At 61.1% G+C, this 12516-nt stretch carries 10 protein-coding genes; 9 read left to right on the plus strand and 1 reads right to left on the minus strand.

Annotated features, from left to right (window positions below; all coding sequences use genetic code 11):
- The first annotated feature begins 2 nt into the window (after positions 1-2).
- Genes Q0V31_RS15660 through Q0V31_RS15670 form a run of 3 tightly spaced genes read left to right on the plus strand, consistent with a single transcriptional unit; the run spans position 3 to position 4246 of the window.
- The gene (locus Q0V31_RS15660; RefSeq protein ID WP_298189070.1) at positions 3-1613 is read left to right on the plus strand and encodes a 5-guanidino-2-oxopentanoate decarboxylase; all 1611 of its coding nucleotides are present in this window, start codon (positions 3-5) and stop codon (positions 1611-1613) included.
- 19 nt (positions 1614-1632) lie between these two features.
- A complete protein-coding gene (locus Q0V31_RS15665; protein ID WP_298189073.1) occupies positions 1633-2835 on the plus strand; it encodes an aminotransferase class I/II-fold pyridoxal phosphate-dependent enzyme in 1203 nt (400 codons plus the stop codon).
- Positions 2828-4246: an aldehyde dehydrogenase family protein gene (locus tag Q0V31_RS15670; protein WP_298189076.1), complete on the plus strand. Its 1419-nt coding sequence runs from the start codon at positions 2828-2830 to the stop codon at positions 4244-4246. The genes Q0V31_RS15665 and Q0V31_RS15670 overlap by 8 nt, the downstream gene beginning before the upstream one ends.
- Positions 4247-4369: 123 nt before the next feature.
- On the opposite strand, the gene Q0V31_RS15675 is transcribed toward Q0V31_RS15670, so the two are convergent.
- Positions 4370-4804, minus strand: coding sequence for an Rrf2 family transcriptional regulator (locus Q0V31_RS15675; protein ID WP_298189079.1), 435 nt, complete (start codon positions 4802-4804; stop codon positions 4370-4372).
- 181 nt (positions 4805-4985) lie between these two features.
- Here Q0V31_RS15675 and Q0V31_RS15680 point away from each other — a divergent pair, with 181 nt between their 5' ends.
- From Q0V31_RS15680 to Q0V31_RS15705, 6 genes are all read left to right on the plus strand, one after another.
- On the plus strand, positions 4986-6368 hold the full coding sequence (locus Q0V31_RS15680; protein WP_298189082.1) for an FAD-binding oxidoreductase: 1383 nt from the start codon (positions 4986-4988) through the stop codon (positions 6366-6368).
- 142 nt (positions 6369-6510) lie between these two features.
- Positions 6511-8112 carry an ABC transporter substrate-binding protein gene (locus tag Q0V31_RS15685; protein ID WP_298189087.1) on the plus strand — a complete coding sequence of 534 codons (1602 nt, stop codon included), beginning with the start codon at positions 6511-6513 and terminating at the stop codon, positions 8110-8112.
- 160 nt (positions 8113-8272) lie between these two features.
- Positions 8273-9232, plus strand: a complete 960-nt coding sequence (locus Q0V31_RS15690) for an ABC transporter permease (protein ID WP_298189089.1) — start codon at positions 8273-8275, stop codon at positions 9230-9232.
- Positions 9233-9235: 3 nt separating this feature from the next.
- Positions 9236-10063 carry an ABC transporter permease gene (locus Q0V31_RS15695; RefSeq protein WP_298189094.1) on the plus strand — a complete coding sequence of 276 codons (828 nt, stop codon included), beginning with the start codon at positions 9236-9238 and terminating at the stop codon, positions 10061-10063.
- Between the two features lie 5 nt (positions 10064-10068).
- Entirely contained in the window at positions 10069-11721 is a 1653-nt protein-coding gene (locus tag Q0V31_RS15700) for an ABC transporter ATP-binding protein (protein ID WP_298189097.1), read from the plus strand.
- 17 nt (positions 11722-11738) lie between these two features.
- Entirely contained in the window at positions 11739-12449 is a 711-nt protein-coding gene (locus tag Q0V31_RS15705; protein WP_298189100.1) for an NAD(P)H-dependent oxidoreductase, read from the plus strand.
- Positions 12450-12516: the final 67 nt, after the last annotated feature.

Consider the following 12516-nt stretch of genomic DNA (forward strand, 5'->3'; position numbering starts at 1 on the left):
CCATGACCACAACCAAAGCTTTGACCGGTGGCCAGGCGCTGGTGCGCCTGCTGGCCAATTACGGCGTCGACACCGTATTCGGTATTCCCGGGGTACACACCCTGGAACTCTATCGCGGCCTGCCGGGTAGCGGCATTCGTCACGTACTGACCCGTCACGAGCAGGGCGCCGGCTTTATGGCTGACGGCTATGCACGAGTGACCGGCAAGCCCGGTGTGTGCTTCGTCATCACCGGTCCCGGCGTGACCAACGCCGCCACCGCGATTGGCCAGGCCCATGCCGACTCGATCCCGATGTTGGTAATTTCCAGCGTCAACCACAGCGCCAGCCTCGGCAAGGGCTGGGGGTGCCTGCACGAAACCCAGGACCAGCGTGCGATGACTGCGCCGATCACCGCCTTCTCGGCCGTGGCCACCAGCGCCGAGGACCTGCCACAACTGATCGCCCGCGCCTTCGCGGTGTTCGACAGCGAACGCCCGCGCCCGGTGCACATTTCGGTGCCGCTGGATGTCCTCGCCGAACCAATCGCCCGCGATTGGAGTGCCGAGGTGGTGCGCCGTCCAGGTCGCGGTCTGCCGAGCGCCGAGGCGCTGCAACAGGCCGCCGCTAAACTGGCGGGTGCCAAACGGCCGATGATCATCGCCGGTGGCGGTGCCCTGGAAGCGGGGGCCGCACTGGCCGCACTCAGCGAGCGCCTGGCGGCGCCGTTGTTTACCAGTGTCGCCGGCAAGGGTCTGTTGCCTCCGCAAGCGCCGCTGCATGCCGGCGCAACCCTATGTGTCGAGCCCGGTTGGCAGCTGATCGAGCAAGCCGACGTGGTGTTGGCCGTCGGTACGGAAATGGCCGACACCGATTTTTGGCGCGAGCGCCTGCCGCTGACTGGCGAGCTGCTGCGGGTGGATATCGATCCGCGTAAGTTCAACGACTTCTACCCGTGCAGCGTGGCGCTCAAGGGCGATGCGCGGCAGACCGTCGAGGCGCTGCTGGCAGGCTTGCCGCAGCAGGCGCGCGACCCGGCTCAGGCGATTGCCGCCGTGGCCGGGCTACGGGCTGCCGTCGAGGACGGCCAGGGGCCGTTGCAGCGCATCCATCAGGCGATTCTGGCGCGCATCGCTGCCGTGCTGCCGGATAACGCGGTGATCAGCACCGATATGACCCAGCTGGCCTACAGCGGTAACTACCTGTTTGCCAGCCGTGCGCCGCGCAGCTGGTTGCACCCCACCGGTTACGGCACCCTCGGCTACGGCCTGCCAGCCGGTATCGGTGCCAAGCTGGGCGCTCCCGAGCGTCCGGGCCTGGTGCTGGTCGGTGATGGCGGCTTCCTCTACACCGCGCAGGAACTGGCCACCGCTGTGGAAGAGTTGGACACCCCGCTGGTGGTGCTGCTGTGGAACAACGATGCCCTGGGGCAGATTCGCGACGACATGCTCGATCTGGACATCGAACCGATCGGCGTATTGCCGCGTAACCCGGACTTCGCCGCCCTGGCCGGTGCCTTCGGTTGCCAGGTGCGCCAGCCGCAAAGCCTGGATCAGCTGCAAGAACAGCTGGCGGCAGGCTTTAGCCATCCCGGCGTGACCCTGATCGAGCTCAAGCACGCCTGCGCCCAATAAGGCGGGCAAGGAGATTTCTATGCGCTTTTCCAACCTGACTCAACGTATCGCCGGTGACGGCGCTGCCGCCTGGGATATCCACTACCGCGCCCTGGCTCGCCAGGCGCGTGGTGAGGACGTGCTGCTGCTGTCGGTCGGTGATCCCGATTTTGACACCCCGCAGTCGGTGGTGCAGGCCGCCATCGACAGCCTGCTGGCCGGCAATACCCACTACAGCGAGGTCACCGGTAAGCGTGCTCTGCGCGAGAGCATCGCCAAGCGCCACAGCCTGCGCAGCGGTCAGGCGGTCGACGCCGACCAGGTGGTGGTGCTGGCCGGAGGCCAGTGCGCGCTGTTTTCTGTGGCCCAGTGTGTGCTCGAAGCCGGCGATGAAGTAATAGTCGCCGAGCCGATGTACGTGACCTACGAGGCCGTGTTTGGTGCCTGTGGCGCCAAGGTCATTCCGCTACCCGTGCGTCCGGAGAACGGCTTTCGCGTGCAGGCCGAGGATGTTGCCGCAGCCATCACCCCGCGCACCCGCGCCCTGGTACTGAACAGCCCGCACAACCCGTCCGGGGCGAGCATCCCGCGTGCCACCTGGGAGGCCTTGGCCGAGCTGTGCGTCAAGCACGACCTGTGGCTGATCTCCGATGAGGTCTACAGCGAGTTGCTCTATGAGGGTGAGCATGTCAGCCCCGGCAGCCTGCCGGGCATGGCCGAACGCACCGCAACCATCAACAGCCTGTCCAAGTCCCACGCCATGACCGGCTGGCGGGTGGGTTGGGTGGTGGCGCCGCCAGCATTGGCTGAGCACCTCGGCAACCTGGCGCTGTGCATGCTGTATGGCTCACCGGACTTTATTCAGGATGCCGCCTGCGTCGCCCTGGAGGCGCAAATGCCCGAGCTGGAAGCGATGCGTGAAGCCTATCGGCAGCGTCGCGATCTGGTCTGCGAATGCCTTGCCGGCAAACCCGGGCTGCGCGCCCTGAAGCCCGACGGCGGCATGTTCGTGATGGTCGATATCCGCGCCACTGGTTTGTCTGCCCAGGCCTTCGCCGACCGCCTGCTCGACCGTCATGGCGTTTCGGTGCTCGCCGGTGAAGCCTTCGGCCCTAGCGCCGCTGGGCATATCCGTCTGGGCCTGGTGCTCGGCAGTGCGGCGCTGCAGGACGCCTGTGGGCGCATTGCCCGTTGCGCTGGTGAACTGATCGAGCAACAGCTTGAGGAGCCGTGCCATGCATAAGCACACGCAGTTGTTTATCGATGGTGCCTGGGTGGCGCCTGCAGGTAGTGGTTTGGCTGAAGTGCTCAACCCGGCGACCGAGCAGGTAGCCGGCCTGGTGCCGCTGGGTGATGAACGTGATGTTGAGCGTGCGGTGCAGGCTGCGCGCCGAGCCTTCCCAGCTTGGGCGGCGACCCCGTCCACGGTGCGTGCCGGTTATATCCAGTCCCTGGCCGATCAGCTCGAAGCCCGCGGCGATGAGATGGCGGCATTGATTACCAGCGAACTGGGCATGCCGGTGCAATGGTGCCGGTCGATCCAGGTCGACGGCCCCCTCGACGGCTTGCGCCACTACGTCGAAGTCGCGGCCTTGATGGATGAGGTGCGTGAGGTCGGCAACTCCTTGGTGATGCGTGAGCCAGTGGGCGTGTGTGCCTTTATCAACCCCTGGAACTACCCGCTGCATCAATTGATCGGCAAGCTCGCGCCAGCGCTGGCGGCTGGCTGCACCGTGGTGGTCAAGCCCAGTCAGGAGACGCCGCTGCACGCCTTCCTGCTGGCGCAGATCATTCAGTCCATCGGCTTGCCGGCAGGGGTGTTCAACCTGGTCAGCGGCCCTGGCTCCAAGGTCGGCGAGGCATTGGCCAAGCACCCTGAAGTGGACATGGTGTCGTTCACCGGCTCCACCGGTGCGGGTGTACGCGTGGCCCAGGCCGCCGCGCCGTCGGTTAAGCGCGTGTGTCTGGAATTGGGCGGCAAGTCGCCGCTGCTGATCGCCGAGGACGCGGACCTGGCCGCCGCCGTGCGCCACGGTGTACAGGACGTGATGATCAACTCCGGGCAGACCTGCACCGCGCTGACGCGCATGTTGCTGCCAGCCAGCCGCTACGCCGAGGCCCTGGAACTGGCCGTGGCCGAAACCGAGGCCTTGCGCCTGGGCGACCCGCTGGACCCGCAGAGCTTCCTCGGGCCGATGTGCTCGGCCGGTCAGTTGCGCACGGTGCGCGACTACATCCGTATCGGCCAGGAGGAAGGCGCGCGGCTGCTCCATGGTGGCAGCGCCGTGCCGAGTGGCTTCGAACGCGGCTTTTATCAGCTGCCGACGCTGTTCGCCGATGTCGACAACCGCATGCGCATCGCCCAGGAAGAAATCTTCGGTCCGGTGCTCTGCCTAATCCCCTATGCGGACGAAGCGCAAGCGGTGCAGCTGGCCAATGACTCTCCGTTCGGCCTGTCCAGCGGTGTCTGGGCCGGTACCCCAGCGCGTGCCTTGGGTCTGGCGCGGCAGTTGCGTGCGGGCCAATGTTTCATCAACGGCGCCGCCTTCAACTACCACGCGCCCTTCGGTGGCTACAAACAGTCGGGTAATGGTCGCGAGTGGGGCGAAGAGGGGCTGGCCGAGTTCGTCGAGATCAAGGCCGTGCAGTGCTGAGAGAGGGTTAAAAAGTCTGGAATACCGCATACCGTTGAGCTGCTTTAGTGCGGCTTGCCAAGTGAAGTCGCGCTCGCTAGCGACTTCACTTGGCTTCAACCGTTTGAGCTCGACGAGTAAAGATCAGTCTCTGGCCTCAAGGGGCGGGTCGAAAGCGACAAATAGTTGATCAGCGGTGATTCCCTGCAGGTCCTGACGGATGTTGTTTTCCATCAATGCAAAAAGGTTGAGGAATACCGAATGGACTTTGCAGTGGTCTTCCATACCAGAAAATGGGTTGTCGATTTTCTCGGCAATCAGCGAGCTTTCTTGTACCGCATCGTAGACCTCGCTGAGGGTTATTTCCTGCGGCGGCCGAGCCAGGGTCAGTCCGCCACGGGCACCCCGGTAAGACTTGAGAATGTTGGCCTTGACCATCAGTGCAACCAGATTGCGTACGCGAGTTGGATGGGTCTTTACCCATTTTGCGATGGTCTCGGTGCGCAGCTTCTGTGGTGCGTTGGCCGCAACGAAAGAGAGGATGTAAGAAGCAGTGATCAGCCGGGTGGACTGGCTCATGGCGAGCTCCGTAATGGGTGGAAGTCGGCGCAGAAACAGCGTCCAAACGGTTGGGCTGAGCGTGCCGTACGATCGGTCAAGCTGAACAGATAAATGGTTAATATCCAAGTAACAATTAGTAAACGCTTTGTACGAGTAGCCCTTATAAAAATCAATGCAGCCATTTAACGAGGCTCTGGTAATGACTGACCTGTTGAATTCGTTACGCGTAATAGTGGGTGAGCAGGGTGTTCTGCAGGGCGAGGCTGTGCGTAGTCGGCAGAGTAGCTACTGGCATCGTCAGCCCATGCAGGCGCAAGCCATATTGCGCCCGGCAACTGTGGCTGAGCTTTCAGCCTGCCTGCGCCTGTGTCATGCGGCCGGTCAACCAGTTATCCCGTTGGGCGGTAATACGGGCTTGGCAGAAGCGACCGCTAGCACTGCGGAGCACATGATGCTGTCGCTGGAGCGCATGCAGCGGATTGAGGCGGTGGATGAGGTTGGCCGGAGCATGACCGTGGAAGCGGGCGCCATCTTGCAGACGGTTCAGGAGCGGGCGGTCGAGTCGGGGCTGTTATTTCCCGTGGACCTGGGGGCCAGAGGCAGTTGCAGCATTGGAGGCATGCTGGCGACCAATGCCGGCGGCTTCAGCGTGTTGCGCTACGGCATGATGCGCGAGCGCGTGCTGGGGTTGGAGGCGGTGCTGGCCGACGGCACAGTAATTTCCTCCCTCGGCGGTTACTTGAAGAACAACACCGGCTATGACCTCAAGCAGTTATTTGTCGGCAGCGAAGGCACGTTGGGGGTGATCACGCGTGCGGTGTTGCGCCTGGAAGAGCTGCCGACGGCGCGAACCTGCGCGATGATCGCCGTGCGCGATTTTGCTCAGGTAACGGCCTTGTTAAAGCACCTGGATCGCGCGGCCAACGGCGCACTTTGCGCGTTTGAGGTGATGTGGAGTGAGTTCTTCGCGCTCAATACCGGGGGGCATTCCGCGCATCGTTCGCCTTTCGCCGAGGCGTGGCCCTTCTATTTGTTGGTGGAGTGGCAGGGACGTGATGAGCACGATTTGCGCGAGCGCTTCGAGCAGGCGCTGGCTGTTGCTTTCGATGATGACCTGCTAACCGACGCGGTCATCGCCCAGTCGCTGAATGAGCGTGAAGCGCTCTGGGCGATCCGTGAGGCAAGCGAGCCAGAGGAATTATTTTTCGACCGGACCCAGGGCTTCGATGTCAGTTTGGCCATCCGCGATATGGAAGCCTTTGTCTGCCGCTTGAAGGTTGATCTGGCCGAGTTGGATGAGCGGGCGACACTTTTGGTCTTCGGGCATCTGGCAGATGGCAATTTGCACCTGACCGTGGGCATGCATGAGCCTGGGCCGAGCCACGCCGAGGTAGAACGGGTGGTTTATACCTGCGTGCAAGCCTTCGCCGGTGCAGTATCCGCCGAGCATGGTATCGGCTTGGAGAAAAAAGCCTGGTTACCGATTAGTCGGCAGCCGGCTGAACTTGATCTGATGCGTTTACTCAAGCGCACTCTGGATCCTCGCGGAATCCTCAACCCAGGAAAAATTTTCGACCTCTGAAAAGCATTGGCATGTGGGCAATTTTTGCGTTATAAAATTGTTAATGTGATCGTTACGCTAACATTTAAAGGGTAAGCATTTCCCACTGAAGCGCTGTGCACATACCGGCTGAAAGTTTCCAATCCTTGAAAGGGGCAACGCCATGAACAATAAGAAAAATAATCTGACTCAAACAATTATCGACGGCCACCTGCCGCGCCGCGACTTTCTCAAGTTGGCTGGCATGGCAGGCATAGCCGGCGCGGCATTGTCTTTTGGCTTCCCCCTGAATGCCTGGGCGCAGGAGGGCACCCCCAAGCCTGGTGGCGTGTTGCGGCTCGGTTTGGCCGGTGGTAGCACCTCGGATTCCATGGATCCTGGCTCATGGAGTGACACCTTTACCTTTGTTGGCTTCTCCGCGGTGTACAACAGCCTGGTGGAGATCGGGGTGGACGGCAATGCTATCCCTGAGCTGGCAGAGAGCTGGGAGGCGTCCCCGGATGCGCGCGTGTGGACGTTCAAGTTGCGCCAGGGCGTGCAGTTTCATAACGGCAAGACCCTGACTGCCGAAGACGTAGTGGCGTCGGTTCAACACCACCTGGGTGATAAGTCGACTTCGGCGGCAAAAACCGTGCTCGGCGATGTTCTCGCGGTTAAGGCACAAGACAGCAACAGCGTGGAGTTTGAGCTGCGCTCGGGCAACGCTGATTTCCCTTTCGTGATGGCGGACTATCACCTGGTCATCATGCCGAGCCAAGACGGGGTTGCCGACTGGCGCGCCGGCAGCGGTACCGGCGGCTATCGAATCAAGTCGTTTGAGCCAGGTGTGCGCATGGCCCTGGAGCGTAACCCGGGCTACTGGAAGCCGGGCCGCGCGCATTTCGACAGTGCCGAACTGATCAGTATTTCCGATGGCGCCGCGCGGATCAACGCGCTGATTACCGGTGAAGTTGATGTAATCAACAAGGTCGACCTGAAGACCATCAACTTGCTCAAACTCAATCCCAATATGGTGATTGAGGAAACCAAGGGTGCCCAGCATTACACCTTCCCGATGCTGTGCGACAGCAAGGAGTTTGGTGACAACAATATTCGCATGGCGATGAAGCACGCCATCGACCGTGAAGCCATGCTCGGCTCCGTGTTGCGTGGCTACGGCTCGGTCGGTAATGACCACCCGCTGCAGCCCGGTCATCGATTCCTGAATACCACGCTGGAGCAGCGCACATACGACCCAGATAAAGCGCGTTTCTACCTGCGCAAGGCTGGCATGGAATCCCTCAACGTACGCTTGCAAGCTTCCGATGCCGCTTATTCAGGCGCGGTGGACGCTTCGGTGCTGTTTAAAGAGCAGGCCCGGGCGGCCGGCATCAACATCGATGTGGCGCGCGAACCGGCCGACGGCTTCTTCTCCAACGTGTGGAACAAGCAACCCTTCACCACTTCCTTTTGGTACAGCAGCCTGACCGCCGACCGTATGTTCAGCATCGGCTATGCCAAGGGCGCCAGCTGGAACGAAACCCATTGGGAACACGAGCGTTTCAATGAATTGTTGAATAGCGCCCGGGGCGAGCTCAACGAGCCGCTGCGCCGTGAGATGTACAACGAGATGCAGCAGCTTTGCAGGGATGAGGGCGGTGCCTTGATCCCATTGTTCGCCAACTCGGTGGCGGCGCGCTCCAAGCGAGTTGCCCACGGTCCTGAAACCGCGCCGTACGGTGAGCTGGACGGGCTGCGGCTGATCGAGCGTTGGTGGCAGGCCTAAACGCTGTACGTCTGCTGCATCTAGCGGTCTGTGGGGTTGCTGATGAACTCGTTGGAGAGACTGAAAAGCGCTAATGCGCTATCAGTGCACCCCAATAACGATTCATTACGCTCACCACGCAGGCCGCTTGCAGCCACAACGTTTGCAGAGGATTGATGTGGTGAAAAGTATTTTATTGCTGCTAGTGCAGCGCCTGGCTTTGGGCTTGCTGTCGCTGTTCGCAGTATCGGTAATCATCTTTCTGGCGGTTGGCTTGCTCCCTGGGGATATTGCCCAGGCTATGCTCGGCCAGGCAGCCACGGATGAAACTGTCGCGGCCTTCCGCGCACAACTGGGGTTGGATCAACCGCCGTTGATGCGCTTCATGCAATGGATTGGCAACTTCCTGCAAGGGGACTTGGGTGTTTCCCTGGCCAACCAGCGGCCAATATCCGAGCTGGTCGGCGCACGCCTGGGCAATACCCTAACCCTCGCAGCCCTGGCCGCACTGGTCTCGGTGCCGCTGGCGCTGCTGCTCGGCATGCTCGCGGCGTTGTACCGCAACTCCTGGTTCGATCGCGCGCTGAATACCTCAGCCTTGAGTGCGGTGTCCTTCCCCGAGTTCTTCGTCGCTTACATCCTCATTATGATTTTTTCGGTGAAGCTCGGCTGGTTCCCAAGTATCTCCAACCTGGCACCGGATGCGTCCTTCGCTGAGGTGTTCGAACGATCGGTGCTGCCGGTGGCGACCCTGAGCCTGGTGGTGATTGCGCAGATGATGCGCATGACCCGCGCGGCGCTAATCAACTTGCTAGCCAGCCCCTATATCGAGATGGCGCGGCTCAAAGGTATCAGCCAGGCGCGGATCATCTTTCGCCACGCCTTGCCCAACGCACTTGCACCGATAGTCAACGTGGTGGCGCTGAACCTGGCTTACCTGGTGGTGGGGGTAGTGGTGGTGGAAGTGGTCTTCGTCTACCCGGGGCTCGGTCAGTTGCTGGTGGACTCGGTCGCCAAGCGCGATATCCCCGTGGTTCAGGCCTGCAGTCTGATTTTTGCGGCGACCTACGTAGTACTCAATACGCTGGCCGATGTGCTTGCCATTGCGAGCAACCCTCGCCTGATGCATCCAAAGGGGTAGGACATGACGCGTTTGTTCAAAGAGCTGTACCGAGCGCCACTGAGTGCGCAATTCGGTTTTCTTGTAATAGTCGTCTACGTGCTGCTGGCTGTTCTGGCACCGCTGCTGGCGCCGTACGGCGAAACCGAGATCGTCGGCGATGGCTTCGCTCCGTGGGGCGGGCAATTTCTCCTGGGCACCGACAACCTTGGTCGGGACATGTTTAGCCGACTGATCTACGGGGCGCGCAACACCGTGGGCATTGCCTTCGCGGCCACGCTGTTGGCCTTCTTGATCGGCGGCCTGGCAGGGTTGGTCGCGGCGCTGAAAAGCGGTTGGGTGGACCAGGGATTGTCGCGCCTGGTGGACATTCTGATGGCCATTCCGCAACTGATCTTTGCCTTGCTGATCCTCAGTGTGGTGGGTACCACCGCCACCTCCTTGGTGCTGGTGATTGCCTTGCTGGACGCCACTCGGGTGTTCCGGTTGACCCGTGCGGTGGCAATGAACGTGGTGGTTCAGGATTTCGTCGAGGCTGCGCGGTTGCGTGGTGAGGGCCTGTGGTGGTTGGCGACCCGCGAGGTCTTGCCGAATACCGCGGCGCCGCTGATCGCCGAATTTGGTCTGCGTTTTTGCTTTGTCTTCTTGTTCATCAGCGCCTTGTCCTTCCTCGGCCTGGGCATTCAACCGCCGACGGCCGACTGGGGCAGCATGGTCCGCGATAACGCGGTGCTCATCACCTTTGGCAATGTCACGCCGCTGTTGCCCGCACTGGCGGTTGCAGTGCTGACGGTCGGGGTCAATTTCGTTGTCGATTGGATGCTGCACAAATCCAGCGGACTCAAAGGATGATGGATATGAGCCTAAATAAACCAACCGGCGAGTTGCTGCTGGACATACGCGATCTACACATCGAAGCGCAGTGCGACGAAGGCTGGCTGCCCTTGGTTCAGGGTATCGACCTGAGCCTGCACCGGGGTGAGGTGCTGGGGCTGATTGGTGAGTCGGGCGCGGGTAAATCGACCCTTGGCTTGGCCGCTATGGGCTATACCCGTGATGGTTGCCGCATCAGCCGTGGCTCGATTCACTTCGACGGTCAGGACCTGGTGAAGAGCTCGGCCGAGCAGTTGCGCACGTTGCGCGGCCTGCGCATCGCCTACGTCGCGCAAAGTGCCGCCGCCTCGTTTAATCCGGCGCAACGGCTGATTGATCAGCATGTCGAAACGGCGGTTAAAAACGGCGGGATTAAGCCTGCGCAAGCCGAAGCCGAAGCACTGGAGTTGTACCGTGTACTGGGGCTGCCAGACCCGCAGCGGATTGCCCGCAGTTATCCGCATCAGGTTTCCGGTGGTCAGCTGCAGCGGGCGATGACCGCTATGGCGATGGCCTGCCATCCGGATTTGATCATTTTCGATGAGCCGACCACGGCGCTCGATGTCACCACGCAAATCGAGGTGCTGGCAGCAATTCGCAACGCGGTGGCGCATTTCGGTACGGCGGCCATCTATATCACCCACGATCTGGCGGTGGTCGCACAGATGGCTGACCGCATCATGGTGCTGCGCCACGGCAAGTTGGTGGAGGAAGGCGCGACGCGGAAAATGCTCGCCGAGCCACAGCAGGATTACACCAAGTCGCTGTGGGCAGTTCGCTGTTTTCGCACCGAGCCCAAGGCGCGTCCCGAAAATCAAACGCCTTTGCTGGAGGTGCGTAACGCCTCGGCCAGCTATGGCCAGCAGCCGGTGCTGAATGATGTGTCATTGAGCCTGTATCGCGGGCAGACGCTGGCGGTGATCGGCGAATCGGGCAGTGGCAAAAGCACCACGGCACGCTTGATTACCGGGCTGTTGACGCCTACAGCAGGCTCAGTGCTGCTTGATGGTGCCGAGTTGCCGCGCAGTTTCCAGCAGCGCAGTAAGGAGCAATTGCGCAGTATTCAGATGATCTACCAGATCCCCGATACGGCGCTGAACCCGAAACAACGGATTGTCGACATCATTGGTCGGCCTTTGGCGTTCTACCTTGGCCTCAAGGGCAAGGCCCTGCGCCAACGTGTGGCCGAGTTGCTGGAGATGATCGAGCTGGATCCCGACGTTTACATGCAGCGCCGGCCAACCGAACTGTCAGGCGGGCAGAAACAACGTATCTGCATCGCCCGCGCACTAGCGGCTGAGCCGCAACTGATCATCTGCGACGAAGTGACCTCGGCGCTGGATCAGTTGGTGGCCGAAGGCATCCTCAAGCTGCTGGACCGCGTTCAGCGCCAGTTGGGGGTTTCCTACCTGTTTATTACCCATGATGTCGCCACGGTCAGAGCCATCGCCGACGAGGTGCTGGTGATGCAACGCGGCAGGGTGGTCGATGCTGGTCTGCGCGACGCCATCTTCACCCCGCCGCATCAGGACTACACCGGCCTGCTGTTCTCATCCGAGCCGGAAATGGACCCCGACTGGCTGGACCGCCTGCTCCACCAGCGCGGCGCGAATAAGCCGCTTGAACCACAGCTTTAGTTACCCTAGGAATTGTTATGAAAGTACTGATCGTTCACGCCCACCCCGAGCCACAATCCTTCACCACGGCCATGCGTGACCTGGCGCTGGAAACCCTGCAAGGGCAGGGGCATGAGGTGCAGGTATCCGACCTCTATGCGATGAACTGGAATCCGGTTGCCAGCGCCGCTGACTTCGTCGAGCGTGAGAATTCGGACTACCTGGTGTATGCCCTAGAGCAACGTCTGGGCGTCAAGAAAGGCTGCCTGGCTGCGGATATCCAGAGCGAGCTAGATAAGCTGTTGTGGGCCGATACGCTGATTCTCAACTTTCCACTGTATTGGTTCTCGGTGCCGGCCATTCTTAAAGGCTGGATTGACCGAGTACTGGTGTCCGGCGTCTGTTACGGCGGCAAGCGCTTCTACGATCAGGGCGGCCTGAGTGGCAAGCGGGTGCTGGTCAGCCTGACCTTGGGCGGCCGCGAGCACATGTTTGGCGATGGTGCCATTCACGGCCCTCTAGAGGACATGTTGCGCCCGCTGTTACGCGGCACATTGGCCTATGTGGGCATGGATGTGCTGCAACCATTCGTAGCCTGGCACGTGCCTTATATCAGCCACGAGGAGCGCCAGAAATTTCTAAGCGCCTATCAACAGCGGTTAGAGACGATCGGCCAGGACCAGCCTATTGAGTTCCCACGCTTAAGCCAGTTTGACGAGTTTCTCTATCCGTTGGCGCAACAGTCTTAAACCCTCACAGACTGCATTACAGCTGACAGGTCTGAGCGTTAAACCGGCCGGCTGTGATGGATAGCTC

Source organism: uncultured Pseudomonas sp. (assembly GCF_943846705.1).
Lineage (GTDB): Bacteria > Pseudomonadota > Gammaproteobacteria > Pseudomonadales > Pseudomonadaceae > Aquipseudomonas.

Coding starts and splice junctions, on each gene's coding strand:
- Q0V31_RS15665 (WP_298189073.1), top strand. CDS start 1,633: ATGCGCTTTTCCAACCTGACTCAACGTATCGCCGGTGACGGCGCTGCC.
- Q0V31_RS15660 (WP_298189070.1), top strand. CDS start 3: ATGACCACAACCAAAGCTTTGACCGGTGGCCAGGCGCTGGTGCGCCTG.
- Q0V31_RS15670 (WP_298189076.1), top strand. CDS start 2,828: ATGCATAAGCACACGCAGTTGTTTATCGATGGTGCCTGGGTGGCGCCT.
- Q0V31_RS15675 (WP_298189079.1), bottom strand. CDS start 4,804: ATGAGCCAGTCCACCCGGCTGATCACTGCTTCTTACATCCTCTCTTTC.
- Q0V31_RS15680 (WP_298189082.1), top strand. CDS start 4,986: ATGACTGACCTGTTGAATTCGTTACGCGTAATAGTGGGTGAGCAGGGT.
- Q0V31_RS15700 (WP_298189097.1), top strand. CDS start 10,069: ATGAGCCTAAATAAACCAACCGGCGAGTTGCTGCTGGACATACGCGAT.
- Q0V31_RS15705 (WP_298189100.1), top strand. CDS start 11,739: ATGAAAGTACTGATCGTTCACGCCCACCCCGAGCCACAATCCTTCACC.
- Q0V31_RS15685 (WP_298189087.1), top strand. CDS start 6,511: ATGAACAATAAGAAAAATAATCTGACTCAAACAATTATCGACGGCCAC.
- Q0V31_RS15695 (WP_298189094.1), top strand. CDS start 9,236: ATGACGCGTTTGTTCAAAGAGCTGTACCGAGCGCCACTGAGTGCGCAA.